Raw genomic sequence first — 25893 nt, forward strand, 5'->3', positions numbered from 1 at the left:
AGCGCCAAAATAGCGCCCCGAGATTTTTATGCTTCCTTACCATGACAATTTTTATATTTCTTACCGCTGCCACAAGGACAAAGATCGTTACGTCCGATTTCCTCACCCTTAACAACTGGCTTGCGTTTCGCTTCTGGCTTCCCTTCATCCGGATTAACAGCTTCCCCTTTCGCCACTTGCTCACGTTCAAGGTTCTGTCTAATTTCAGCTTTCATGATGTAGCGTGCAACATCTTCATCGATTGAAGAAATCATTGCCTCAAACATCGCGAAACCTTCCGATTGATACTCACGAAGCGGATCAATTTGACCATACGCACGCAAATGAATCCCGTCACGAAGGTGATCCATCGCATCAATGTGGTCAACCCATTTCGTATCCACAACACGAAGCAGAACAACTTTTTGGAACTCATTAAATTCTTCTTCAGGTAAAAGCTGCTCTTTTTCGTCATAAGCTTCTTTAATTTTTTCTAAAATAAAGGCTTCAATGTCTTCCGTGATACGACCTTGTAAATCATCTACCGTAATCGCGCCTTCATGAAGTAAATTCGCATCCACATAATCCACAATACCTTGTAAATTCCAATCTTCTTCAGCCTCATGCGACGAAGCATTTGAAATGACAACATAATGAACCGCACGTTCAATCATTTTTTCAATAATTTCACGCAAGCCATTTTCCGCTGTAATAACATCATAACGCTGTTTATAAATCACTTCACGTTGTTGACGTAAAACATCGTCATACTGAAGAACTTGTTTACGAGAATCGAAGTTGTTTCCTTCAACACGTTTTTGTGCAGACTCAACCGCCCGACTAACCATCTTGCTTTGAATCGCTTCCTCATTCATTCCGAAGCGTTCCATCATACTCTTCATGTTGTCAGAGCCAAAGCGACGCATTAACTCATCTTCCATCGAAAGATAAAATTGTGTCACCCCTGGGTCCCCTTGACGACCCGAACGACCACGCAACTGATTATCAATACGACGTGACTCATGACGTTCCGTACCAATTACAGCTAAACCACCCGCCGCAACCGTTTCCTCATCAAGTTTAATATCTGTACCACGACCGGCCATATTCGTTGCGATAGTAACCGCGCCGTGTTTCCCTGCATTCATAATAATATCCGCTTCGCGCTCATGTTGTTTCGCATTCAAGACGTCATGGCGAATCCCTTTGCGTTTCAACTTGCTCGCAATCAATTCAGATGTTTCAATTGCCACAGTACCAACAAGAACAGGTTGCCCTTTCGCATGGCGCTCAGCAATATCTTCCACAACCGCATTAAATTTCGCATCAATTGATGTATAAATCAAGTCTGGGCGATCATCACGAACAATTGGGCGGTTCGTTGGAATTTCAATAACACGCATATTATAAATATCGCGGAATTCTTCTTCTTCCGTTTTCGCCGTACCCGTCATCCCCGCCAATTTTTTATACATACGGAAATAGTTTTGGAACGTAATCGTCGCCATCGTTTTCGACTCATTTTGAATCGTCACATGTTCCTTCGCCTCTAAAGCTTGGTGTAAACCTTCACTGAAACGACGACCTTTCATAATACGACCCGTAAATTGGTCAACAATTAGAACTTCATCATCTTGAACCACGTAATCCACATCAAGCGCCATCGTGTAGTTTGCTTTCAGCGCTTGCGCAATATGATGCAGCAAAACAGTATTTTCTAAATCATACAAGTTCTCAACATCAAAATATTTTTCACCACGTGCCATACCTTCTTCGGTTAAATTGACAGATTTTGTTTTAATATCAACCGTATAGTCTTTCTCCTCCGTCAAAGTCGTCACAAAAGTGTCTGCGCGAACATATAAAACATTCGATTTTTCAGCTTCACCCGAAATGATTAGCGGTGTACGCGCCTCATCAACTAAAATCGAGTCAACTTCATCAATAATCGCGAACGAAAGCGGTCTTTGTACCATTTGGTCTTTATAAACCACCATGTTGTCACGTAAATAATCAAAACCTAATTCATTATTCGTACTATACGTGATGTCACACGCGTATTGTTCCCGTTTCTCCTCGCTAGAAAGTGCATTTAAATTTAACCCAACCGAGAGACCTAAAAAGTTGTACAACACGCCCATTTCTTCCGAGTCACGTTGTGATAAGTATTCATTGACCGTAACAACGTGGACACCTTCACCAGAAAGCGCATTTAAATAAACCGGTAACGTCGCCGTCAAAGTTTTACCTTCCCCGGTTTTCATCTCTGCAATGTTACCTTCATGAATAACAATACCACCCATAAGTTGAACACGGAATGGATACATGCCAAGCGCACGTTTTGCACCTTCACGCGCAACAGCAAAAGCTTCAACTAGAATATCATCTAAAGTTTCACCTGCTTGCACACGTTCCTTGAATTCTACTGTTTTTGCTCGAAGATCGTCGTCTGAAAGCGCCGCTGTTTCATCAGCCAGTGCTTCAATTTGATCGGCTTTCTTTTCAAGATATTTGATATCTCTTTTACCCGATTCAAAAATCTTTTTTAACATTCCTGCCATAATTGATTCTCCTCCACATAAATTGACTGCTACCTCTATTTTAAATTTCCAGATTATCTTATACAAGATACACTTATTAATTTTATCACTTATTCTCCAAAATTGAAAATAGGATTGATTATTTATACCCCGATTTATAAGCTACCAACCATTATAACACCTTATACCCAAAATAGATGTGGATATTGTGTGAAAAAGTTTAACTTCCTGAAAAAAATTTTGTTTTTTTGGTTCACATAAAAAAACTACTTATAACTTCTTTCACTGCAATTTGGTCTATACCATATTAATATATATCTTATTTTTCCATGTTTAGCCTCGATTTCCTCGGGTATTTTCAAGAGCACGACCAAATCGCGCTCACAAATGTAAGCGCGTACAAAAAGAAGGAGGGTTTTTATGTTAACTCAAAAAAGAAGATGGATAGCAGGAAGTGTTTTAGCAGGTATTGTTGCAATTGGACTTAGCTTTACGGGAGGCGAAACAGCCAAAGCAATAACAGATGATGCCACAATCATGCCAGACCTTACAAGCAAACAAGTACTCGTAGGTTATTGGCATAGTTGGAAATCAACTGGAAATGATGGCTACAAACAAGGCACATCAGCAGACATCGCGTTAAAAGATGTAAACTCAGCTTACAATGTCATTCCTGTTGCCTTTATGAAAGGCGATGGCGTTAACCGCATTCCAACATTCAAACCAGTTGGCCAAACAGATAACGAATTTCGCGCCCAAGTCGCGGACCTAAATAAACAAGGACGAGCTGTACTTTTAGCTCTCGGCGGTGCTGATGGGCACGTCCAACTGCAAACTGGCGACGAGCAGGCCTTCGCAAATGAAATTATTCGTCAAGTTGAAACATACGGCTTTGACGGCCTAGATATCGACTTGGAACAAACTGCCATCACGGCAGGAAACAATCAAACCGTTATTCCCGCGGCACTAAAAATAGTAAAAAACCATTACGCGACAGAAGGAAAAAACTTCATGATTACAATGGCGCCTGAATTCCCTTACTTAAAACCAGGCGGTGCCTACGAAACGTATATTACTTCCCTAAATGGCTATTATGACTACATCGCACCACAACTATACAACCAAGGTGGCGATGGCGTCTGGGTGGACGAAACGAACCAATGGATTGCGCAAAACAATGATACCCTCAAAAAAGAATTTTTATACTACATGTCCGATTCGTTGATTCACGGAACACGCGGCTTCCTTAAAATTCCTGCCAACAAATTAGTCTTAGGTCTTCCAGCCAATAACGATGCTGCCGCAACCGGCTACGTCATAAATCCACAAAACGTTTACGATGCCTTCAACCAATTGAAAGCTGACGGCACCCCACTTAAAGGACTCATGACCTGGTCCGCAAATTGGGATGTCGGTAAAGATAAAAACGGCGTCCTTTATAACAATGGATTCGCAAACGCATACGGTCCATTTTTAGGAACTAAATAAATAAAAAACGTCCTGCTCGATGTGGCAGGACGTTTTAATTTCAAATTAATTTGTTTCAATCAAACCATATTTTCCGTCTTTACGACGGTAAACGATATTTGTACCATCAGATTCAGCATCTGTATAAACATAAAAGCTATGCCCTAACAGATTCATTTGAAGTACCGCTTCTTCACTATCCATTGGTTTCAAATCAAATTGTTTTGTACGTACAATTTCTAAATCAGATTCATGTTCATCTGGTGCGCTTTCACTAACTTCTCCAAAAGCAAAGAAGTCTTGTTGTGCACCTTTATCACGCATTTTACGATTCACTTTTGTTTTATGTTTACGGATTTGTCTTTCTAATTTATCTGCAATCAAATCAATACTTGCATATAAATCTCCGCTTGTTTCTTCAGCACGAAGAACAAGATTTGGGAGAGGAATTGTTACTTCAACCTTTGCATTTTTATCAGAGTAAACTTTTAAATTCACATGCACATTTGCATCTGGAACCTCTGTAAAATAACGTTCGAGTTTATCGATTTTCTTCTCAACGTAATTACGAATCGGTTCTGTTACTTCAATATTTTCACCACGAATGTTGTACTTAAGCATTGTAATTCCTCCTTTGGGATAAAACAAAAATTCTTTCGAAGAAGAAGCTTCTCTTCTTACTTCTAGTCTAAGGTATAATGCCACTTTTTGCAAATATTTACTTAGGCAAATACGGAATTTTCGTCTTCTCCTACTTTACTAATTCATTCCACTTTTTCTAAAAAACAAACCTCATTTTCAACTATTTTCCGAATAAAGCAGTAAAGTAAATCTCTTCAACACTTTTTATACAATATTTTCCAATGAATTCTTGCTCACGCTCCTTTTCCCATTCTACAATAGTGAATATATTTAAATAAGCAACCTCATCCATTTTAGTTACGTGAGCAACCTCAAGTCCCGCTTGCTTTAACACTTCTAGCTCAGGATTATAGCCTAAATCATCGTTTATTTTTTCCGTTTCAATATACAGTAACTTATCAAAACTATAGATTTCGGCTATCAACTCACTAAAGACCCCAACTAATGCATAATCACCTAGTTTTAAAAATCGTTCTAGCAATTCTTCAACAAAAATCGATTTCTTAAAAAGGACTATTTTATTTTCCGCACTCAACTCCTCACAAATAAACTCTTCACGGCAATTTGAGCACATCAGGCTTTTTTTGTACGGAGATAGTAATGTCTGCCAAGTAAATTCTCGTTCAATTCGTTGGTAGCAAATGCAGCATTTATTTGTCACCAAGCAGCCCTTCTTCCCACCCGATTTTATTCATAAGTTTAATATGTTGAATAGCTCGCATCATTTCGTTTGTTTTTCCAAAATGAAAAAAACAAACTTCACCTGCCGGAAAATCTCGCTTCCTTCCAACTCTTCCCGCTATTTGAACCAGTGCCGCTTCAGTGAAAATTGAACCCTCGCTACCAAAAACAGCTACTTGTACATCTGCAAATGTCACGCCGCGTTCTAAAATAGTCGTCGTAAGTAAAATTTGGATAGCTCCATCTCGTAGTTGTTGCACTTTTTCCTTGCGTAGCTTGTCCGCTGAATGGACTGTAGTCAACTGCTCAAATCCGTATCGTTTCATAACTTCACTAAATTCAAACATAACATCGATTTTTGGGAAGAAAATTAAGATGGGCTTCTTTAATTTTGCATAGCGCATTATCCAAGTTAAAACTTTTTTGGAAATCCGTTTTTTATTTAGCTGTTTTTGCCAATCTCCAATCCAGCAATTATGTGGCACAGGTAACGGAAAGCCGTGATACCTCGCTGGAATTTTTACGTAGTTGCGTTTTCCTATCAAGCACTCCTGTTGCCATTTTCTTTCTGGCGTTGCCGTCACAAAGATTTGGATAGCTCCTTCGCTACCCGCTTTTCGAACCGTGTATTCAAGGCAAGGATCTTTGGCGTATGGAAAGGCATCGACTTCATCAATAAATATCAAATCAAAGTAGCGATAAAAGCGCATCAATTGATGTGTTGTTGCAATGACAAACGTTTCATTGTTGAAAACTGCCTCTGAATCCCCGTAAAGGCATACTTGTGGAACATCAGGAAAAACATCTTGCAAACGTGGCGCCAGTTCAATGCATACGTCTACTCGCGGTGATGCTAAACAAATTCGCAAGCCCTTTTCGAGACCCGCTTCAATGCCCTGAAACATCATTTCCGTTTTACCTGATCCTGCGACAGACCATAACAAAAGTGATTTCTGCTCTTGAATAGCATTTAATATCGCGTCAGCTCCCCTTTGTTGCGCAAACGAAAGCACACCTTCCCACATTAACGGTGCCTCAAAATAAATTCGTTCTGTTTCTGCTGGCTTTTGATAATAAAATTTCTGTAAGCTGCTCACTCGTTTCATTAGCAGACAATTTCTGCAATACCGTTCATTGCTAGGCAAATTCGCAAAACGCTCAGCTTGATTATTCCCGCACCTAAAGCAAAATGGGCTCACATCTGTTTCAACGATACTTGGCAGCGCCTCATAATTTTCCAGATGCGTTACCTCGTTTTCGAAATATAAAATACCTTTTGCCATAAATCACCTCGTCCACTTAGTTATACCTTATTTTCGTTTTCTTTGCAGAAGCTAAAACCACTTTTTCGAGGGGTAAAAATACGGTTTTGTCTTAGTGAAAAACATGATTTCCTGTACCGCAAAATATGATTTCCGCTGCCAACCCAACTTTTTTATACAAAAAAACTCAGTGATCTAAATCACCAAGTTTTTAAGTTTATTTAATTGACCATGTGAGGCCTAGTGCTCCCTCGCCTAAGTGCGTGCCGATAACTGGGCCGAAATAGCTGAGGTGGAATTCAACTTCTGGAAACATGCTTTGTAACTCATCTAACCATTTTTGCCCTTTTTCAGGCGCATTTCCATGAATAACATAAGCTTGTTCCGCCTCTTTTTTTTGAACTGCTTCTTGCAGGACTTCTTCAATCCGCTTCAATGCTTTTTTTTGCGTGCGCACTTTCTCAAAAAGAACGATTTGTTTATCTTGGAAATGCAAAATCGGCTTGATTTGCAACAAGCTTCCGATGATAGCCTGAGCTCCCGTTAAGCGTCCGCCGCGCTGTAAAGTATTTAAATCATCAACCATGAAATACGCATCCATGGTATTTTGAATGGCTTCGATGTGCGCTAAAATTTCGGATACGTTTTTTCCTTCCGCAACCATTTGAGCGGCACTTAATACGATTGAGCCTTGAGCCATGCAAGCAATTCCCGAATCAATGCCGATAACTTCAATGCCGTCAACCGAGTTGCCTGCAGTCACTGCATTTTGGTAGGTCCCACTAATTCCACTTGTTAAGTGGATAGTAAGCACTTTGTTATAACCTTCTTGCTTGAGGGTTTCAAAAAGTGTAATGAAGTCCCCTGGCGCGGGCTGTGAAGACGTAGGGAAATTAGTTGATTCTTTTACCTTTTTATAAAAATCGGCTGTACTTAATTCTACTTCTTCTTTATAGGCAACGCCATCAATGATGACCGAAAGAGGCACCACATGAATTTGGTACTTTTCAATCAATTCGGCTGGTATATAGGCTGTGCTATCTGTGACAATTGCAATTTTTTCTTTTGACATGGCTTCCCCCTGAACCTTTTAACGGATGTAAACCCAGCCATTTTTTATGGCTGTTACAACAGCTTGCGTCCTATCGTTCACTTTCATTTTTTGCAAAATACTGCTAACGTGGTTTTTAACCGTTTTTTCACTTATAAATAGAGTTTCTCCAATACCACGGTTACTTTTTCCATCTGTAAGTAATTGGAGAACTTCGCATTCTCTATGCGTTAAAATATGGAGTGGCATTTTCACTTCGGGTTGTTGATAACCATAAATGCCTTGCGCTGTATTTGTGCTTGCTAAATGGCGATATTCACGAATAAGCTTAATTGCAGCTTTAGGGTGAATGTATGCGCCGCCCGCATCTACAATTTTAATGGCATCCACAAGTTCTTTTGCATCCATTTCTTTTAGTAAATACCCCACTGCACCGGAGCGAAGAGCTTCGGTAACATATTCATCTGAATCATGGATAGTTAATACGATTACTTTAATACTTGGAAATTGTCTTACTAACATTTCTGTTGCATCTAAGCCGTTAACTGTTGGCATGTTAATATCCATTAGGACGATATCTGGTTTGTATTCTCTAACTTTCGCAACGATATTTTTTCCATTTTCTGCTTCTGCAATGACATCAAACGAGTCTTCTAACTCTAAAATTCGTTTAATTCCTTCGCGAAACAATTGGTGATCGTCGACAATCATAATTTTGAGAGTCATATAAATACTTCCTCCTCTGATTTAACCAAAATTCATTTACCGTTTGTAATCATTGTTGGTTTTCTAGCCCTAAAGTATCCCCTTAAATACACCTATAGTAAGTTTCCTTCATCTGCTCTTAAAACAAATTCTATTACTGCTATTCATTATCCTTTTCCACTCTGAAGATATGTTTCATTTTGCCTATATGAAAAGATATTTTCAGCAATATCTCTATCTAAAGTAATAGTATAATTTATTATAACATGAATTTAATCCCGCTTCATCAAGAAGGATATCTTTGCTAAAAAAAATTATATACAAGCTACTTTATTTCGGCTAAAATGAAAGCAACTATGAACTTCTATTTTGTTAGGAGGAAACTATGTTAGAACAATATTTAACGATTAAAGAACAAGGCGAATGCGAAACGATTATACAAAAATCACGCTTTATTTGTTATATTGCACGAGCAGAAGATGAGACCACGGCTCAAAATTTCATTGCGCAAATAAAAAAAGAACATTGGAATGCTACTCATAATTGCTCTGCCTACCTTATTGGTGCGAGAGATGAATTCCAAAAAGCGAATGATGACGGGGAACCAAGCGGAACAGCTGGCGTTCCAATGCTTGAAGTGTTGAAAAAACGACAGCTAAAAAACGTTGTGGCTGTTGTCACTCGTTATTTTGGCGGTACAAAGTTAGGTGCTGGCGGTTTAGTTCGCGCTTATGGTGGCGCTGTTAGCAAAACTTGTGATGAAATTGGTATAGTGGAACGCAAATTAGCTACTATTGTTCATTTTACAATCGAGTATAGTCAACTAGGTAAATTTGAAAATCTTCTAGAGCAAAGAAATTACCAGCTTATGGATAAGCAGTTTACAGAAATGGTAACGTTATCTGTGTTTGTTGACCAAGATGATTTATCTTCTTTTAAAGCATGGCTAACAGAAATTTCTAGTGGACAAGTTTCTTGTACAGAAGGAGAACAAAAATATCGTGAGAAGGATGTTTAATTAAATGCGTACAGATTTTTTTCAGGCTCTTCCAGCTATCATTCAAACAGATAGATTGCAGATGAAGCGAACGTCAATCATTGATGCACCTGCTTTATTTACAATTTGGTCAGATATGGAAGTCGCTGAATACATGAATATCGAACAATTTACAACTGTCCGTCAAGCCGAGGAAATGATAAAAGCCATTGAAGCAGAACCACATGCTTGCCGTTATACAATCTTTTTTAACAATCGAATTATCGGCTCACTTGGCATTAATGAATTCAATTCATTAGATAATACTCTCGAAGTTGGTTATGAGCTTGCTAAAGAATTTTGGAACAACGGTTTTATGACAGAATTATTAAAGGCTTTTTTCAAACAAATTCAAAACTGTTTAACCTTTTCTGGTGTTTCTGCAAAAGTTCTCCCTGAAAACACAGCTTCTATTTTCCTACTAGAAAAGCTTGGTTTTAAGCTCACTACCAAAACTTCGGAGCTTGATCTTTACACACAAAATGTAAGCCCAATTTTTATTTACAAGTTTTATTTTAGCCAAAAGTAAGCTTTCATTTATATTACATTTTTGAAAGCTTGTATGTTTTCGATGTTTTTTTCATAAATAGTTAGGTATAATGTAAAGATGAGTACTATAATTTCAAAAGACAGCTAAAATTTAGGAAATCTTAAATTTTATGTAACAAACTGGTTGCTTATAAATGGTACAATTATGTTTATGTTTGTTGTTAGCAAATGAAAACGACATTTTAAGGAGAAAAAGATAATGGATAATGGCTTTAACGGTCGCCAGCGTGCAACCAAATACAAACGCCGTCGCAGGATACTTTACTGGATACTCATACCAATTATGCTTGTCATTTTAGTTGGTGTAGGATATGGTACTTTCTTATTTAGCAAAACAAAATTAGCTGCAGATAATTCATACGATAACGTCCGAAACGGGCAGGCTTCAACTTTAAGAACAAAAGATATTGATCCGATTAAAGATAGTTTTTCTGTTTTAATTATCGGTGTCGACACAAGCGAAAAACGCGCCTCTGATGGTAATCCTCGAAGCGATTCACTTATTTTAGCCACAGTAAACGTTAAAGATGCTCGTGTAGAAATGACCAGCATCCCTAGAGACTCCTATGTTCATATTCAATCAGACAAAAAAGGCATTGACAAATATACAAAAATAAATGCTGCTCACGCTTATGGCGGTCCTGAGCTAACTATGCAAACCGTCGAAGAAAAATTCCAAATTCCAATTGATTACTATGTTCGTTTTGACTTCGATGCTTTCCTTAAGATTATCGATGCCCTTGGCGGCATCACTGTTGATGTTCCTGTTTCCTTTACAGAACAAAACTCAAAAGATGAAGCTGGCGCAATCACACTCGAAAAAGGTAAGCAACGTTTAAACGGGGAAGAAGCGCTGGCTCTTGCTAGAACACGCCATATTGATAATGATATTGAACGTGGAAAACGCCAGCAATTAATTATTGAAGCCATCGTTGAAGAAGCTACAAAATTCTCATCCATCAATAAATACTCAAGCATCATTGACGCTGTTGGCGAAAATATGAAAACGAACCTAACATTTAATCAAATGCTTTCTATTGCAAAATTCGGTATGACCAATTCAATTGAAATGAAATCTCTAAACTTAGAAGGGCAAGATTCTCCGCAAAACGGCGTATACTATTACGCTCTTGATGAGAATTCTGTGGAAAGTGTTGCAAATGAGTTTGCAAATGAACTAAGCATCACTTCCCCTTTCCCAAACGCTGCACCTTACAAAGATCCAAATGATAGTTCATCTTCTAGTAGCGAATAATGATAAAAATAACCCTGAGCCTCACACGGCTTAGGGTTATTTTCGTTTTCGATGAATTTTTTGAAGTACATTTAAAACAGGACGATAATCCTCACCGATAAGCCCGATAAATTCGACAACAATCTCAATACATACGAGAAGTAATGCAAGGAGGATAACAGAGCCCCATGTCGTTGAGAACGAAAATACAAATCCAGTAAGCGAAAATAGAAGCGCCATACAATAGATGAGCAGAACTGTTTGCCGTTCAGTGAAGCCCAGCGCCATGAGTCGGTGGTGAATATGCGAGCGGTCTGCTGCAGAAATCGGCGTTCTTTTTTTCAACCGACGAATGATGGCAAAAAACGTGTCGGAAAGCGGTACCCCTAGGATGATAAGTGGTACTAATAGCGAAATAAAGGTAACATTTTTAAACCCCATTAGCGAAAGCACCGCTATCATATAACCTAGAAAAAGCGCGCCAGTATCCCCCATAAAAATCGAGGCTGGAGGAAAATTGAAAAGTAGAAAGGCCAAAACCGCTGCAACGAGAAGCAACGCAACTGGAGCTACAAACGCATCGTTTAAAATAAGTGCCATACCAGCGATTGTCATTAATGCAATGATTGAAATCCCACTTGAAAGCCCGTCAAGACCATCAATTAAATTTAACGCATTTATAATAGCAATAATCCAAATCATAGAAATCGGAATCGCCAACCAACCAAAATCGAGTTGTCCATAAAACGGAACATTAATAAATTCAATAACAACATTTCCCCAAACCGTTACACAAAACGCTGCAAGTAGCTGCCCTAGAAGCTTCAGCTTAGGTGACAATTCAATAATATCGTCAATAATTCCCGTAGCAATAATGATTAAAGCCCCTATATATACTGGTAAAAAGCCCGTTTTATCAATTGGCGCTAGAAAAAAACCGATTGAAAAGCTTATAAAAATTGCAAGCCCACCAAGTGTCGGTGTCACCTTTTTATGGCTGTGTCGTTCCCGCGGCGCATCGACCGCACCTATCCAAATTGCAAATTTACGCACAATTGGAATTAAAATAACCCCCATCAAAAAAGTTACGATACCCCATATGAACAAATCTGTTTCAGCTCCATTCTCTAACCTAGCAAAATCTCCCATTCGGCTTGTGTAAATCGTTGCAAGTTTTTCTCGTCTATTTGAACTCCAAGCCCGGGACCACGCGGAACTTCAATTTCTCCATCTACAAGTTCAAAATTCTCTTTTATTATATCATGTTTAAAATAACGTTTGGTAGCTGAAATATCTCCTGGAAACTGAAATTCTTCCCGAGCTGCCAGTGCCAAATTATGCGCACGTCCGACTCCTGCCTCAAACATCCCTCCGCACCATACAATTAGTCCGTTTTGCTTACAAAACTTCGTGATTTCAAGCGCCTCAGTATGACCACCGACACGCGCCATCTTGAGATTAATTGCTTTCGCACTACCAAACTCATGCGCTTGAAATACATCTGCTGTAGAACGAATATTTTCATCCAAACAAATAGGTGTTCGAATTTGTTTTTGTAAAAAGGCATGATCCGCTAAATCACGCACGCCAAAAGGCTGCTCAATCATGGCAAGACGAAGTTCATCCATCTTTTGAAAAAGCGACGTTTCAGCACGTGTATAAGCCGAATTGGCATCGGCCATCAGAATTAAGTCCGGAAAATTCAATCGTACTGCTTGTAAAAATTCCAAGTCTGAACCCGGTTTAATTTTCACCTTCACACGTTTATATCCCTCGTCTACATATTTCTGAACAAGCGAAACCAGTTCTGACGCCGAGTTTTGAATACCAATACTCACGCCAACTGGAACTACCCTTCGCTTCGCACCTAAATAGGCAGCTAGCGAAACGCGACTACGCTTAGCAAACAAATCATAGCACGCCGAATCAATCGCAGCTTTAGCCATTTCATTCCCTTTTATCCAAGAAAAAAGTTCACGTACATCACTTGGCTTTGTTAGCGTTTTTCTTTTCAGCCCTGGGAGTAAAATCGTTCGAATAATGTATGCAGCTGTATCTAATGTTTCCTCGGTATAATCTGGCAAAAGAAACGCGTCTAGCTCTCCGTATCCAGCCATTCCATTTTCATCCACTAATTTTATAAGAAAAAATGTTTTCTCCTCCAAAATGCCATAACTTGTTCGAAATGGCTCGTTAAGTGGTAGACTTACTTTAAAAAGTTTCGCGCCTTGAATTCTCATTTTCGCACCCTCTTATTTTCACGATTTACAGCTCGCATAAATTGCGGAATTGCAAAAAAACGACGCCATCTTGATGGATTAGTTACAAAGCGATATATCCACTCAATTCGGAGTTTTATAATGATTTTTGGGGCCCTTTTAATTGTTCCAGACAAAATATCAAAAGAACCTCCTACACCCATAAATATCCCTTTTTCAAACATACTGAAGTGCGACATAATCCATTTCTCTTGTGCTGGCGATCCTAATGCCACAAAAATAAAATCAGCATTGGATGCTTTAATTTCTTGAGCAATTTCCGCACTTTCTTTCAAGTTAAAATAGCCATGTCTACAACCGGCCACTGTTAGTTTAGGAAAACTATTCTTCAATTTTTCTTTAAGTGCCTCATTCACTTCTGGCTTAGCGCCTAAAAAATACACTTTTAAGCCATGATGTGAAGCTTCCTTTAAAACACCTTGCATCGTATCAAATCCCGTCACCCGTTCAGGTAGCGGGCTTCCTTGACGCTTAGCGGCCATAATAATTCCAACACCATCCGGCGTAATATAATCCGCCTTTAACACAATTTGCTTAAAGTCAGCATCACTTCTCGTGTTCATCACGATTTCAGGATTCGCCGTCACGACAAAGCGCTTTTTATGTTCTAAAGAATCTTGTAAAAGTTGCCTTATGAAATCAGCTTGTGTTGTATGTATAAAGGGGATTCCTAAGATTTCAACATTTTTTGCGGTCATAATTTCTAACTCCTGTTTTATTGAAGATTATACTTTAGTTTACCATAAAAGCTGTTGAAGTCCTATACTGATAGCGGAAAAACCACACACATATTTGCATGTGGCTTTAAACCATTGCAACTGCTTAGATTATTGTGTTGTTTCTGTGGAGGATTTCTCTAGAAAATTCGGTCTATTGGAATTTAAGTACCTTATTTTTCTAGTTAACACTTCCATGACATAAATTCGATTTTCATCTTTATTGACATAACTTCTTGTTTGCAACTCCCCCACAAGTCCAATTAACATTCCCTTTTCGCAGTAATTACACATTTCTTCTGCTCTTCTTCCCCATGCGACACACGGCACAAAATCAGCGTCCTGATCAAAGCGCTTCGCTTTTCCAAATCGATTTAATGCCAAAGTGAAATTTAGTACCACTTTGTCATCAGAAGTTATGCGCAATTCGGGGTCCTTCGTAAGTCTGCCTACAATCGTTACTTGATTTATCATTCTCAAAATACCTCATTTCCTAATTTTGAACTATCATACAAGACCTCACTTTTTTTGTAAAAACATTAAAATTACATTTTGAGCAACTAAAATGTCAAAATCAATTGATTTTCTTACGTATTTTTTTATTTTCAAAACTTTTTACCCCTTTAAATTATCATTTTAGGTATTTTTCATTTTTTTTATTTCGTGCTACAATAACTACAGAAATTTATAGCATAAGAAAAGCCTAACTTTTTAAGGTTAGACTCTTCTCTATCATTATTCAGCGTCGCTTAGTGCAACCATAATCTCGGCTTCACAAACGACATCGCCTTCAACTGTGGCTTTTACATTTGCCTTAGCAAGTGCCCCGCGCAATCGCGTGATTTCAGCTTCTAATTTCAACTGATCTCCAGGAACAACTTGACGTTTAAAACGGCATTTATCGATTCCTGCAAACAAACCGATTTTCCCTTTGTTTTCAGGACCTTGCACAATCGCAATTCCACAAGTCTGCGCTAATGCTTCAACAATAAGAACTCCTGGCATTACAGGATATTCAGGAAAATGCCCATTGAAAAAGGGTTCATTCACAGAAACATTTTTTATTGCTACTACTCGTTTGCCGGCTTCCATTTCAACAACTCGATCAACAAGTAAAAATGGATAGCGATGTGGCAAAATTTCTTTTATTTGCTTTATATCTAACATAATTAGCACCTTTCTAACCGCGTTTCTTTTTACCTAGTGATTCTAGAAGCACTCCTGTTCCAATTGCTACAACATCAAGTGGACTTTCAGTAATTAAAACTGGCACCTTTAATTCTTCTGACATTAAATCAGCTAAGCCATGGAGCAATGAACCCCCACCTGTCATGATGATTCCTCGATCAATAATGTCCGCGGATAATTCAGGTGGTGTTTTTTCTAATACTTGTTTAGCAGAGTGGATGATATTTTGCAATGACTCGTGCAATGCTTCTTCCACTTCGTCACTTGATACTGTGACCGTTCGAGGCAGTCCACTAACTAAATCGCGACCACGAATATCCATAGTTTCTTTTTTCAAATCTTTTACTGCAGTTCCAATAGTCATCTTTAATGTTTCTGCAGTTCTCTCACCAATTAATAAATTGTATTTTCGTTTTATGTACTGAAGGATATCTTGATCCCACTGGTTACCTGCAACTTTGACTGACTGACTTGTTACGATATCACCCATGGATAGAACTGCTATATCCGCTGTCCCACCACCAATGTCAACAACCATATTTCCACTTGGCTCAAAGATTTCCATACCTGCGCCAATTGCCGCAACTTTCGGTTCTTCTTCTAAAAAGACTTGTTTCCCGCCACTTTTTTCAGCAACTTCTCTGATTGCTTTTTGCTCCACAGAAGTAATATTTGTTGGGCAACAAATTAAAATACGTGGTCTGGAAAAGAATGTTTTTAGATTTAATTTTTGTAAAAAGAAACGTAACATTTCTTGAACAATATCAAAGTCTGCAATAACGCCATCTTTCATTGGCTTAATGGCGGTAATATCACCTGGTGTACGACCAACCATATTATAGGCTTCTGTTCCTACTGCCAAGACTTCCCCAGTTTTATTATTTACGGCTACTACCGCGGGTTCATTAATTACGATACCTCTACCTTTTACATGAATTAATACATTAGCTGTTCCTAAATCGATTCCAACATCTTTAGCCAAAATTTATTACCCCTTTCTCTGTTGTCTAACAGTCACTACTCTCACATTTTGAATTATAGCATAATTTACTTCTAGTCGAAAACTTTTTTTAAAATAAAAAAAGAACTTTCCAGAAGAAAGTTCTCACTCAGCAATTATTTTGCAAAAATAGCTTCTAACCCTGTTTCATTAATAACTTCATTTGAAACACGTTCAATGTCTGCGCCTAAGCTTCTCAACTTACCATGGAAGTCATTATAACCACGATCCAAATATTTTAATTCCGTTACTTGTGTATAGCCCTCTGCAACAAGTCCAGCTAAAATGAGGGCAGCAGCAGCACGTAAATCTGTTGCCGCAACTTCAGCTCCTTGAAGCTTTGCAGGACCATTAATAATAACTGAATGCCCTTCAATTTTCATATCTGCATTCATACGACGCATCTCTTCCACATGCATAAAACGATTTTCAAAAACTGTTTCCGTCATCACGCTAGTTCCTTCGCTAAGCATTTGAATGACCATCATTTGCGACTGCATGTCTGTTGGAAACCCTGGATGCGGCATTGTTTTAACATCGACAGCTTTTAATTTTTCCGGACCAATAACTCGAACGCCGGTTTCTTCTTCAATAATTTGCACACCCATCTCTTCAAGCTTAGCAATAAGCGAGCTAATATGTTCTGGAACAGCATCTTCAATAAAAATATTGCCTTGTGTAATGGCTGCTGCAATCATGAAAGTGCCTGCTTCAATGCGGTCTGGAATAATAGAATGTTCTGTTGCAGTCAATTCTTGTACACCTTCAATACGAATAACTTCTGTACCGGCTCCGATAACACGTGCGCCCATTTGGTTTAAGAAATTGGCTAAATCAACAATTTCAGGTTCTCTCGCAACATTTTCAATAACTGTTGTTCCTTCAGCAAGCGTTGCCGCCATCATAATATTTTGAGTTGCACCAACACTTGGGAAATCTAAATAAACTTTTGCACCTTTTAAGCGGTCAGCAGTAGCCTCAATATATCCATTTTCGATTTTCACCGTGGCTCCCATAGCTTCAAAACCCTTCAAATGAAGATCTACAGGGCGTGAACCAATTGCACATCCGCCTGGAAGTGCAACTCGTGCACTACCTGTACGCGCTAATAAAGGACCCATAACAACAATGGATGCTCTCATTTTACGGACATATTCAAAAGGAGCATCAGATGAAATTTCACCTGTTGCATCAACAGTCACAACATCGCCTTCAAACGTTACATCTGCTTGTAAGTACTTCAACACTTCATTAATTGTATATACATCCGATAAACTAGGAACATTTGTTAACACACTTTTACCTTTACTCGCAAGGAGTGTAGCAGCAATAACTGGCAATACAGCGTTTTTCGCGCCTTCAACTTTTACGCTACCAGTTAGCTTTTTCCCTCCACGTACAATCATTTTTTCCAAAATATATCCCTCCGCGTTAGTCAAACTTCAAAAAATCTATTTTTAATTTAATTATATGGAATTTAATACACATCTAAATCATTTTAACATCATTGCCACTCAAATATCAACATAATTTAACTAAAAAACAATCTATACTCTATGTTTATTTACCGATTTCACAATTTCTAAACATTTCATTAAAGTAATTGCGTAAGTTGCTTAAATGCTGATAAAAACTCTAAGAAGAAACTGCTTAATAAATAACCAATAACAATAGAGAGAATTGCAAATAAGAGCCTTGCTTGAATCACTCGATTTTTACTGATAAATTTCTCATACCGAACAGCTTGCAATGCCCAAAATACGATAACAATGAACAAGAGATGAGAAATAATGATAGTTGCTGGTTGTTCCATGACAACGTTGTACAAATTAAACACACCTTTATTAAGAAAATAAACACTTGTTCATCTTACCAAAAAAAGCAGTAAAAAGACACGAAAAAGCCCCATTTAATAATGGGACTTTACAGATTTAATGTTTTTTCGCGTGAATTCGGTTAATGGCTTTTTGCAAAGCAACTTGAGCCATGATTTCATCCACTTTTTGATCTTTAGCTTGTTGTAATCGTTCTTCCGCACGCGTTTTCGCACGCTCTGCACGATCAATATCAATATCTTGTTCACGCTCGGCAGTATCAGCCAGAATATTGACTTCCTCGCCGTTCACTTCCATAAAGCCACCATTAACAGCAATCCATTCTTCACCTGACTCTTGCTTCAATCGAACAACATCGATTTTAAGTGGTGCTACAAGTGGTACGTGACCATGTAAGATACCGAGTTCACCGGCCTTGGTTCTGGCGATAACCATATTTGCTTTACCTTCATAAACAGGGCCATCTGGAGTAACGATACTAACGTTTAGTTCACTCACACGTATCTCCTCCTGTTTTTATTAAACTTCGATTCCTTGAGTTTTAGCTTTTTCCAAAACTTCTTCGATACGTCCTACTGAACGGAAAGTATCTTCAGGAATGTGGTCATACTTACCAGCTAAAATATCTTTAAAGCCTTTTACTGTTTCATTTACAGGAACGTAGGAACCGGATTGACCTGTAAATTGTTCAGCAACATGGAAGTTTTGTGACAAGAAGAATTGAACGCGACGCGCACGTGCAACAGCTTGCTTATCTTCATCAGATAATTCATCCATACCTAGAATCGCGATAATGTCTTGCAATTCTTTGTAGCGTTGCAATAATTGTTGTACTTGAGTTGCAACCTCATAATGCTCTTCTCCAACAATTTCTGGAGAAAGCGCACGTGAAGTAGAAGCAAGCGGATCTACCGCTGGATAAATACCTTGTTCAGTTAATTTTCGTTCAAGGTTTGTCGTTGCATCTAAGTGGGCAAAGGTCGTTGCCGGAGCCGGATCCGTATAGTCATCGGCTGGCACATAAATCGCTTGAATAGAAGTAACCGAGCCTACATTTGTAGACGTGATACGTTCTTGAAGCTGACCCATTTCAGTTGCCAAAGTTGGTTGATAACCTACGGCAGATGGCATCCGACCTAACAAGGCAGAAACCTCTGAACCAGCTTGGGTGAAACGGAAAATGTTATCAATGAATAATAGAACATCTTGGTGTTCTACATCACGGAAATATTCAGCAATTGTTAAACCTGTTAAAGCAACACGCATACGCGCACCAGGTGGCTCATTCATTTGGCCAAATACCATGGCTGTTTTTTCAATAACACCAGAATCTTTCATTTCAAAGTAAAGGTCGTTACCTTCACGCGTACGTTCTCCAACACCAGCGAATACCGAAATACCACCATGTTCTTGAGCGATATTATGGATAAGCTCTTGGATTAGTACTGTTTTACCTACGCCGGCTCCACCGAACAAGCCGATTTTACCACCTTTTACGTATGGTGCTAATAAATCTACAACTTTAATTCCTGTTTCAAGAATTTCTGTTGTTGTGGATAGTTGGTCAAAAGTTGGTGCTGAATGGTGAATTTTGTTGCGTACAACGTCATTCGAAATTGGGGCATCTAAATCAATTGTATCTCCTAAAACATTAAATACACGACCTAGCGTGATATTCCCAACAGGTACCGTAATCGGGCTGCCTGTATCCACTACTTCCATACCTCTTTGAATTCCATCAGTGGATGCCATTGCAATTGTACGAACGACATCATCTCCTAATTGGATAGCAACTTCTAAAGTAAGATGATTTGTAGCTTGTTCTTTTGACTGAGTTTGATATTCCACTGTAAGGGCATTGTAGATTTCAGGCAAATTTCCGCCATCAAATTTAACGTCTACAACTGGACCCATTACTTGGATTACTCGTCCTTTCGTCATGCGATTTTTCCTCCTTACTTACGGTTTCGCAGGTTAAGTCGTTTCAAATAGCTTACTATTCGAGCGCGGCTGCACCACCAACGATTTCGGTAATTTCTTGTGTGATCGCAGCTTGGCGAGCACGGTTATACTGAAGTGACAAGTCACCAATTAAATCTTGTGCATTATCAGTCGCGCTTCTCATTGCAGTCATTCTAGCAGCGTGTTCAGCTGCCTTGGCATCGAGTAGCGCCCCGAAAATTAAGCTTTCTACATATTGAGGTAGTAGAACTTCTAGAATTTCTTGTTCGGAAGGTTCAAATTCGTAGACGGTTAAATCTTTTTCGGTTTCTGCGCTTGCATCTTTGAACTGTGTGAGCGGAAGTAATTGCTCACGGCGAAGCTCGCTTGAAATCGAGTTAATGTGATGATTGTAGTAAACAAATACTTCATCATACACACCGTCTTCAAACATTTGAACGGCATTACTTGCAATATCTTTGATTTCAGCAAATGCTGGATGATCTGAGATTCCTTGAACTTCAAGGACAATATTCATCTGGCGTGTTTTGAAGAAATCACGGGCATTACGCCCTATCGCGATAATCGCATATTCTTCACTAGAACTATGCTTGGTCGAAATTTCTTGGAATACTTCTTTAATTACAGAACTATTGTACGAGCCAGCGAGCCCTGTATCAGAAGTAATCACGATGTAACCTGTTCGCTTGACAGGTCTTGAAACTAGCATGGGATGGTCGGAACTGTTTCCTGTCGCAGCAATATGCGTGACAACATCATGGATTTTGGAAACGTAAGGCGCATAAGCACGAGCATTTGATTCCGCTTTTCCAAGTTTCGAAGCCGATACCATCTGCATCGCTTTCGTAATTTGACTGGTTTTCTTCGTCGATGTAATTCGTTGTTTTATATCAATTAAAGATGCCAAAGATTTTCACCACCTTTTATATTCCAATTCGAAAAAATTTATTTTTCCTCACTTGGAACAAAAGTATTTTTAAATTCATTTAGTGCGCTATCTAGTTTTTCTTCATCAGGAAGAGATTTTGTCGTACGAATCTCTTCTAGTAATTCAGAACGATTATGGTCGAACCATGTATTCATTTCGGACTCAAAACGGAGAACGTCATGAACTGGAACATCGTCCAGATAGTTGTGCACCAATGCATATAAAATTAAAACTTGTTTTTCTACTTTTAAAGGTTTGTGTAAATCTTGTTTCAACACTTCAACTGTGCGTTTACCACGTTCTAGTTTGGCACGCGTTGCTGCATCTAAATCTGACCCGAATTGTGAGAAGGATTCTAGCTCACGATAAGCGGCTAAATCAAGGCGAAGTGTTCCGGCAACTTTTTTCATAGCTTTAATTTGCGCTGATCCACCAACACGGGATACTGAAAGTCCGGCATTAATCGCTGGTCTTACGCCCGAGAAGAATAGGTCAGATTGCAAGAAGATTTGTCCATCAGTAATAGAGATAACATTTGTTGGAATATAAGCGGAAATATCCCCAGCTTGTGTTTCAACAAACGGAAGAGCTGTAATGGAGCCACCACCAAGTGCATCACTTAGTTTTGCTGCACGCTCTAACAAACGGGAATGCAAGTAGAAAACATCCCCTGGATAAGCTTCACGACCTGGAGGACGACGAAGTAGCAAGGAAAGTTCACGGTAAGCTGCCGCTTGTTTGGATAAATCATCATATACGATTAAAACGTGCTTGCCGTTATACATGAATTCTTCACCCATTGCTACACCAGCATAAGGAGCTAGATATAGTAAAGGCGCTGGTTGTGATGCGGCCGCGGTTACTACAATTGTGTAGTCGAGCGCACCATGTTTACGTAAAGTTTCAACAGCTGTACGAACTGTTGATTCTTTTTGGCCGATTGCGACATAAATACAAATCATATCTTGGTCAGCTTGGTTTAAAATGGTGTCAATGGCAACGGATGTTTTACCCGTTTGACGGTCACCGATAATAAGTTCACGTTGTCCGCGACCAATTGGCACAAGGGCATCAATTGCTTTAATACCAGTTTGCAGTGGCTCTGAAACTGATTGACGTTGCATAACGCCTGGTGCAACTGCTTCAATTGGACGGGTACCTGTTGTTTCAATTGGGCCTAGGCCATCAACTGGCTGCCCTAGTGAGTCAACAACACGCCCGATGAGCGCATCACCAACTGGTACTTCCATAATTTTACCTGTACGACGAACTTCATCGCCTTCACGAATTTCAGTGTAAGGGCCTAAAATGATGATACCGACATCATTTGTTTCCAAGTTTTGGGCCATACCCATTACACCATTTGAGAATTCTAATAGTTCTCCGGCCATTGCATTATCAAGTCCATGAGCACGCGCGATACCATCACCGATATAAGTAACAGTTCCTACTTCACTTACTTTTAATTCGCTTTGATAGTTCTCGATTTGCTGCTTAATAATGGAGCTGATTTCTTCAGCCTTAATGCTCATCAATTTCACCCCTCGTTAAAACGGGAACTAGGCTTTTATTTGCCGTTCCATGTCCTTTAATTTCGTTTTTAGACTATCATCATAAATACGGGTTCCGATAACCACACGGATGCCACCTAATAAGGATTTATCTACATGATTTCGAATATGAAGTTTGTTCTTATTTAATTTTTTCGCAAAAGCTGCCGAAATAGCTGCTTGTTCTGCGTCAGAAAGTGGGACAACAGAGTAAACATCTGCTTCCGCTATACCTTCTAAATCATTTACACGCGCCGCGTAGACGTCGGCAATGACCATTAAATAATCTTCACGACCACGATCAATTAATAGAAAGATAAAATCTCGAAGCGTTTCGTTAACATCTTTAAAAACGGCGCTGGCAAGACTTTTCTTTTGCTCAGTCGTAAGTGTCGGATTTTCAAGTAGTTTTACAAAATCTGGATTCGTCGTTAAAGCTTCTTTCACGGTGGAAAGTTCTTCTTTAAACTGCGCAACAAGATTCTTTTCTTCAGCTACTTGAAAAATAGCCGTGGCATAGCGACTTGCAACTTCCAAATCCTTACTCATTTGTCATCGCCTAGCCTTTCGATGTAATCTTGAATCAAATCGCTTTGTGCTTTTTCATCCAGATTTTTCTCGATAACTTTCGATGCAATTAGAACGGATAGAGAGCCAACTTGTTCACGCAGTGCAGAAATAGCATCTTCTTTTTCGCGAACGATTTCGGTTTTGGCTTCTTCTTTTAATCGTTCTGATTCTTGACGTGCCGCTTTAATGATTTCTTCGCGCTCTTTTTCACCAAGTTGCTTGGCATTTTCAATCATAGTTTGCGACTCAACACGTGCTTGTTTTAGTACTTCGCGTTGTTCTGCAAGTAAGCTTTCCGCTTGTGTGCGACTTTCTTCTGCAGAATCTATTTCTGAAGCGATGTGTTCTTCCCGTTCTTTCATCACATTCATAAGTGGTTTCCATGCAAAAATACGAATGAGAACCAATAGAAGTGCAAATGTGAATAACGTAAAGAAACTATCGCCGACTGTAAAACTACCTAAGACTAAATGTGGTTGTAACACGTCTGTTTCACTCCTTTCCAAACATTCGCTAAAAACCTCGCATTTCGTTTACTCAAAGAAACGGGGTGAGATTCCCCGATTTTCTTTGATGACTGATTATTTATTCAGTACCATGAACGCAATTACGACTGCGATGATAGGAAGGGCTTCAACCAAACCGATACCGATAAACATGATTGTTTGTAGCATGGAACGAGCTTCTGGTTGACGAGCAACCCCCTCGACTGTTTTAGAAACAATAAGACCATTACCAATACCTGCACCCAGTGCACCTAAACCTACTGCGATTGCAGCTGCAATAACACCTAAAGACATAATTAATATCCTCCTCAAATTCTTGTTTTATTTTTAATTTATACGAATTGCTTAATGTTCATCACTAACTTTGTGTGACATATAAACCATTGTTAACATTGTGAAAATATAGGCTTGGATTGCTCCGATGAATACTGAGAACCCTTGCCATGCAAGTGCCGGAATAATAGCAAGAACTCCGGTAAACACATTAATATGCGCAAGTTGTGTTGCGATAATAGTAAGCAAAACTTCACCAGCAAATATATTACCGTAGAGCCGCAATCCAAGTGTTAATGTGTTGGCAAATTCTTCCACTAATTTTAATGGAAATAGAAATTTCATTGGGCTAAAGTATGTGCCCACAAAATAATGTTTGAATCCTCGCATTTTAACACCATAATAATGAGTTAGTGCCAATACCATAATGGCAAGTGTTAAAGTTACAATTGGATCAGCTGTGGGTGAACGCCACCATACTTCATCGTGAACAGAAACGGAAGTAATAACCCCCAGCATATTTGCCACGAAAATAAACATTATTAGAGTAATACCTAACACATGAAATCTTCCACCAGTTTTCCAGTCCATATTACTGTTGATAATACCGCGCACAAAATCCATCACCCATTCGATGAAATTTTGTTTTCCTGTAGGCCGGCGTTTTAAGTTCCGTGTACAGAGAATAGCAATTGCTAGAACGATAATGCAAGTAATAGAAATCATTAGGACATTAGATAAATTGAAATCTAATCCTAAGAAACGGACCACGGGAAAGTTTTCTTCCAATTTGGTTCACCCCTCTCTTTTTGTTAACTTTTTTTTCTCCGATATAAGGAATAGAGTATGAAATCTAAAAAGATGACTGCATAGGCAATCCCTAGACCAATTATCACGCTATAGATATGAAAGTATTCAGGAATTTGAGTTGCGATCATTGTCGCAAGTACCATACTCCCCATTCTTGCTGTTGTTCCCATACCATAAAATCTTTTGTTTTCAGCCAGTGCCCTTGTCATTGCCTGCGTCCGTCTCATGAGCAGCCAGTAATTAAACCAGCCAACGATTAGTCCCAGTTTTAGCCCTAAGAAAATATGTACATATGGCGTGAGAAGCCATCCAATGAGGCATAGAGCAATAAAAATAACAAGATACTTCTGATGACGATGGTACATTCCTATTAGCGATTCTAACATGTAGTTGCAGTCCTTTCTGTTTCAGTTGTATTTCCCAAATTGCTTCATCATTCGGAGCAAGTTGTAAAACTTTGTGAAAACAGACACATTTTACAACTATTTTTATTTCCTCGCGACACATGAAAGCCTTATCAGCGTGTCAGTTCTAAGAATACAACAGAAAAAAGGGAAAAGTCAATATACTTTCACAAAACCATCATATTCTTACTAGATAATAGTACCATAATCTAGCGAAGGCATAAAATATTTGACTGCGTTTTTGTTAAAAAAAGCTAAAAATCTCATTTACAAGGAATCTACCAAAAATAAACACCTCCGATTCGCTGAAAAGAACCGTGCTATAATTTGATTTCGTATCGTGTTTATTTTCACAAACAACGCTAAAATAAAAAAAGCTTTCACCTATATTGGCAAAAGACTTCATTATTTTGCAAACAACGCAAACCAAAAGTTCTTTCCCAATAAAAGAACGGAAAAAACCATGATTCATCATCCTAATTATATAACGCCCAAGCATCCTCTAAATTCTGTCAGCACAAGTGCCGGCGGGATTCGTATGAATGCTTTACAGCGTTCTATCCCTAGGTTAAATGAAAAGCTAGTTTTTTGGGCTCTCTAGTTTATAACATTGAACATCTTATCACATGTTCACCAAAACCTCTAGTCAAATCTGATCATGTAACACATCTGTAACAATAATGCGGTTTCATTTTGTTTCTACATCAAAGCGACCACAAAACGTAG

The 25893-nt window shown here is 38.9% G+C and carries 26 protein-coding genes and 1 pseudogene; 4 read left to right on the top strand and 23 right to left on the bottom strand.

Annotated features, from left to right (window positions below):
- Positions 1 to 26: 26 nt before the first annotated feature.
- Positions 27 to 2540 carry a preprotein translocase subunit SecA gene (gene secA, locus CFS60_RS06490; RefSeq protein WP_088809734.1) on the bottom strand — a complete coding sequence of 838 codons (2514 nt, stop codon included), beginning with the start codon at positions 2538 to 2540 and terminating at the stop codon, positions 27 to 29.
- Positions 2541 to 2939: 399 nt separating this feature from the next.
- On the opposite strand from secA, the gene CFS60_RS06495 reads away from it, so the two are divergent.
- Positions 2940 to 4007, top strand: coding sequence for a chitinase (locus CFS60_RS06495; protein ID WP_088815777.1), 1068 nt, complete (start codon positions 2940 to 2942; stop codon positions 4005 to 4007).
- A 45-nt stretch (positions 4008 to 4052) separates the two neighbouring features.
- On the opposite strand, the gene hpf is transcribed toward CFS60_RS06495, so the two are convergent.
- From hpf to CFS60_RS06520, 5 genes are all read right to left on the bottom strand, one after another.
- Entirely contained in the window at positions 4053 to 4607 is a 555-nt protein-coding gene (hpf, locus tag CFS60_RS06500; protein ID WP_088809732.1) for a ribosome hibernation-promoting factor, HPF/YfiA family, read from the bottom strand.
- 181 nt (positions 4608 to 4788) lie between these two features.
- Positions 4789 to 5289 (bottom strand): hypothetical protein, encoded by a 501-nt coding sequence (locus CFS60_RS06505; protein WP_088809731.1) that lies wholly within the window; start codon positions 5287 to 5289, stop codon positions 4789 to 4791.
- Positions 5279 to 6592: a DEAD/DEAH box helicase gene (locus CFS60_RS06510; protein WP_088809730.1), complete on the bottom strand. Its 1314-nt coding sequence runs from the start codon at positions 6590 to 6592 to the stop codon at positions 5279 to 5281. The genes CFS60_RS06505 and CFS60_RS06510 overlap by 11 nt, the downstream gene beginning before the upstream one ends.
- A 196-nt stretch (positions 6593 to 6788) precedes the next feature.
- The gene (locus CFS60_RS06515; RefSeq protein WP_088838997.1) at positions 6789 to 7643 is read right to left on the bottom strand and encodes a DegV family protein; all 855 of its coding nucleotides are present in this window, start codon (positions 7641 to 7643) and stop codon (positions 6789 to 6791) included.
- A gap of 18 nt (positions 7644 to 7661) precedes the next feature.
- Positions 7662 to 8348 carry a response regulator transcription factor gene (locus CFS60_RS06520; protein ID WP_088809728.1) on the bottom strand — a complete coding sequence of 229 codons (687 nt, stop codon included), beginning with the start codon at positions 8346 to 8348 and terminating at the stop codon, positions 7662 to 7664.
- A 364-nt stretch (positions 8349 to 8712) separates the two neighbouring features.
- Here CFS60_RS06520 and CFS60_RS06525 point away from each other — a divergent pair, with 364 nt between their 5' ends.
- The 3 genes from CFS60_RS06525 to CFS60_RS06535 all read left to right on the top strand — a co-directional run bounded on the left by CFS60_RS06525 (position 8713) and on the right by CFS60_RS06535 (position 11167).
- Positions 8713 to 9345 carry a YigZ family protein gene (locus CFS60_RS06525; protein WP_088809727.1) on the top strand — a complete coding sequence of 211 codons (633 nt, stop codon included), beginning with the start codon at positions 8713 to 8715 and terminating at the stop codon, positions 9343 to 9345.
- Positions 9346 to 9349: 4 nt separating this feature from the next.
- A complete protein-coding gene (locus tag CFS60_RS06530; RefSeq protein WP_088809726.1) occupies positions 9350 to 9892 on the top strand; it encodes a GNAT family N-acetyltransferase in 543 nt (180 codons plus the stop codon).
- 219 nt (positions 9893 to 10111) lie between these two features.
- Positions 10112 to 11167 (top strand): LCP family protein, encoded by a 1056-nt coding sequence (locus CFS60_RS06535; RefSeq protein ID WP_088809725.1) that lies wholly within the window; start codon positions 10112 to 10114, stop codon positions 11165 to 11167.
- A 36-nt stretch (positions 11168 to 11203) separates the two neighbouring features.
- On the opposite strand, the gene CFS60_RS06540 is transcribed toward CFS60_RS06535, so the two are convergent.
- The 17 genes and pseudogenes from CFS60_RS06540 to CFS60_RS06620 all read right to left on the bottom strand — a co-directional run bounded on the left by CFS60_RS06540 (position 11204) and on the right by CFS60_RS06620 (position 25149).
- Positions 11204 to 12253 carry a glycosyltransferase family 4 protein gene (locus CFS60_RS06540; RefSeq protein WP_088809840.1) on the bottom strand — a complete coding sequence of 350 codons (1050 nt, stop codon included), beginning with the start codon at positions 12251 to 12253 and terminating at the stop codon, positions 11204 to 11206.
- Positions 12254 to 12273: 20 nt separating this feature from the next.
- Positions 12274 to 13386: an o-succinylbenzoate synthase gene (menC, locus tag CFS60_RS06545; RefSeq protein ID WP_088809724.1), complete on the bottom strand. Its 1113-nt coding sequence runs from the start codon at positions 13384 to 13386 to the stop codon at positions 12274 to 12276.
- The gene (locus tag CFS60_RS06550; protein ID WP_088838998.1) at positions 13383 to 14123 is read right to left on the bottom strand and encodes a WecB/TagA/CpsF family glycosyltransferase; all 741 of its coding nucleotides are present in this window, start codon (positions 14121 to 14123) and stop codon (positions 13383 to 13385) included. Before CFS60_RS06550 ends, menC begins: the two co-directional genes overlap by 4 nt.
- Positions 14124 to 14252: 129 nt before the next feature.
- Positions 14253 to 14615, bottom strand: a complete 363-nt coding sequence (locus CFS60_RS06555) for a single-stranded DNA-binding protein (protein ID WP_088809722.1) — start codon at positions 14613 to 14615, stop codon at positions 14253 to 14255.
- A gap of 261 nt (positions 14616 to 14876) precedes the next feature.
- Positions 14877 to 15308, bottom strand: a complete 432-nt coding sequence (gene fabZ, locus CFS60_RS06560; protein WP_088815780.1) for a 3-hydroxyacyl-ACP dehydratase FabZ — start codon at positions 15306 to 15308, stop codon at positions 14877 to 14879.
- Between the two features lie 13 nt (positions 15309 to 15321).
- Entirely contained in the window at positions 15322 to 16311 is a 990-nt protein-coding gene (gene mreB / locus CFS60_RS06565; protein WP_088809720.1) for a rod shape-determining protein MreB, read from the bottom strand.
- A 134-nt stretch (positions 16312 to 16445) separates the two neighbouring features.
- Entirely contained in the window at positions 16446 to 17744 is a 1299-nt protein-coding gene (murA, locus tag CFS60_RS06570; protein ID WP_088815781.1) for a UDP-N-acetylglucosamine 1-carboxyvinyltransferase, read from the bottom strand.
- Between the two features lie 179 nt (positions 17745 to 17923).
- Positions 17924 to 18157: a DUF1146 family protein gene (locus CFS60_RS06575; protein WP_088809718.1), complete on the bottom strand. Its 234-nt coding sequence runs from the start codon at positions 18155 to 18157 to the stop codon at positions 17924 to 17926.
- A 103-nt stretch (positions 18158 to 18260) separates the two neighbouring features.
- Positions 18261 to 18662 carry a F0F1 ATP synthase subunit epsilon gene (locus CFS60_RS06580; protein ID WP_088809717.1) on the bottom strand — a complete coding sequence of 134 codons (402 nt, stop codon included), beginning with the start codon at positions 18660 to 18662 and terminating at the stop codon, positions 18261 to 18263.
- Between the two features lie 21 nt (positions 18663 to 18683).
- Positions 18684 to 20105 (bottom strand): F0F1 ATP synthase subunit beta, encoded by a 1422-nt coding sequence (gene atpD / locus CFS60_RS06585; protein ID WP_088809716.1) that lies wholly within the window; start codon positions 20103 to 20105, stop codon positions 18684 to 18686.
- A 55-nt stretch (positions 20106 to 20160) separates the two neighbouring features.
- A complete protein-coding gene (locus CFS60_RS06590) occupies positions 20161 to 21033 on the bottom strand; it encodes a F0F1 ATP synthase subunit gamma (RefSeq protein ID WP_088809715.1) in 873 nt (290 codons plus the stop codon).
- Between the two features lie 38 nt (positions 21034 to 21071).
- Positions 21072 to 22586 carry a F0F1 ATP synthase subunit alpha gene (gene atpA / locus CFS60_RS06595; protein ID WP_088838999.1) on the bottom strand — a complete coding sequence of 505 codons (1515 nt, stop codon included), beginning with the start codon at positions 22584 to 22586 and terminating at the stop codon, positions 21072 to 21074.
- 27 nt (positions 22587 to 22613) lie between these two features.
- Positions 22614 to 23153, bottom strand: coding sequence for a F0F1 ATP synthase subunit delta (locus tag CFS60_RS06600; RefSeq protein ID WP_088809713.1), 540 nt, complete (start codon positions 23151 to 23153; stop codon positions 22614 to 22616).
- Positions 23150 to 23659, bottom strand: coding sequence for a F0F1 ATP synthase subunit B (gene atpF / locus CFS60_RS06605; RefSeq protein ID WP_088809712.1), 510 nt, complete (start codon positions 23657 to 23659; stop codon positions 23150 to 23152). Before atpF ends, CFS60_RS06600 begins: the two co-directional genes overlap by 4 nt.
- Positions 23660 to 23755: 96 nt before the next feature.
- Positions 23756 to 23974 carry a F0F1 ATP synthase subunit C gene (gene atpE / locus CFS60_RS06610; RefSeq protein WP_003723467.1) on the bottom strand — a complete coding sequence of 73 codons (219 nt, stop codon included), beginning with the start codon at positions 23972 to 23974 and terminating at the stop codon, positions 23756 to 23758.
- A 51-nt stretch (positions 23975 to 24025) separates the two neighbouring features.
- Entirely contained in the window at positions 24026 to 24742 is a 717-nt protein-coding gene (gene atpB / locus CFS60_RS06615) for a F0F1 ATP synthase subunit A (protein WP_088809711.1), read from the bottom strand.
- A 6-nt stretch (positions 24743 to 24748) separates the two neighbouring features.
- Positions 24749 to 25149: pseudogene (locus tag CFS60_RS06620) on the bottom strand (ATP synthase subunit I).
- Positions 25150 to 25893: the final 744 nt, after the last annotated feature.

The organism is Listeria sp. ILCC792 (assembly GCF_900186135.1).
In the GTDB taxonomy this organism is placed as follows: Bacteria; Bacillota; Bacilli; order Lactobacillales; family Listeriaceae; genus Listeria; species Listeria goaensis.

Coding starts and splice junctions, on each gene's coding strand:
- CFS60_RS06600 (WP_088809713.1), bottom strand. CDS start 23,153: ATGAGTAAGGATTTGGAAGTTGCAAGTCGCTATGCCACGGCTATTTTT.
- CFS60_RS06495 (WP_088815777.1), top strand. CDS start 2,940: ATGTTAACTCAAAAAAGAAGATGGATAGCAGGAAGTGTTTTAGCAGGT.
- atpA (WP_088838999.1), bottom strand. CDS start 22,586: ATGAGCATTAAGGCTGAAGAAATCAGCTCCATTATTAAGCAGCAAATC.
- CFS60_RS06535 (WP_088809725.1), top strand. CDS start 10,112: ATGGATAATGGCTTTAACGGTCGCCAGCGTGCAACCAAATACAAACGC.
- CFS60_RS06520 (WP_088809728.1), bottom strand. CDS start 8,348: ATGACTCTCAAAATTATGATTGTCGACGATCACCAATTGTTTCGCGAA.
- fabZ (WP_088815780.1), bottom strand. CDS start 15,308: ATGTTAGATATAAAGCAAATAAAAGAAATTTTGCCACATCGCTATCCA.
- atpE (WP_003723467.1), bottom strand. CDS start 23,974: ATGTCTTTAGGTGTTATTGCAGCTGCAATCGCAGTAGGTTTAGGTGCA.
- hpf (WP_088809732.1), bottom strand. CDS start 4,607: ATGCTTAAGTACAACATTCGTGGTGAAAATATTGAAGTAACAGAACCG.
- CFS60_RS06530 (WP_088809726.1), top strand. CDS start 9,350: ATGCGTACAGATTTTTTTCAGGCTCTTCCAGCTATCATTCAAACAGAT.
- CFS60_RS06525 (WP_088809727.1), top strand. CDS start 8,713: ATGTTAGAACAATATTTAACGATTAAAGAACAAGGCGAATGCGAAACG.
- menC (WP_088809724.1), bottom strand. CDS start 13,386: ATGAGAATTCAAGGCGCGAAACTTTTTAAAGTAAGTCTACCACTTAAC.
- secA (WP_088809734.1), bottom strand. CDS start 2,540: ATGGCAGGAATGTTAAAAAAGATTTTTGAATCGGGTAAAAGAGATATC.
- CFS60_RS06550 (WP_088838998.1), bottom strand. CDS start 14,123: ATGACCGCAAAAAATGTTGAAATCTTAGGAATCCCCTTTATACATACA.
- CFS60_RS06515 (WP_088838997.1), bottom strand. CDS start 7,643: ATGTCAAAAGAAAAAATTGCAATTGTCACAGATAGCACAGCCTATATA.
- CFS60_RS06555 (WP_088809722.1), bottom strand. CDS start 14,615: ATGATAAATCAAGTAACGATTGTAGGCAGACTTACGAAGGACCCCGAA.
- CFS60_RS06510 (WP_088809730.1), bottom strand. CDS start 6,592: ATGGCAAAAGGTATTTTATATTTCGAAAACGAGGTAACGCATCTGGAA.
- atpD (WP_088809716.1), bottom strand. CDS start 20,105: ATGACGAAAGGACGAGTAATCCAAGTAATGGGTCCAGTTGTAGACGTT.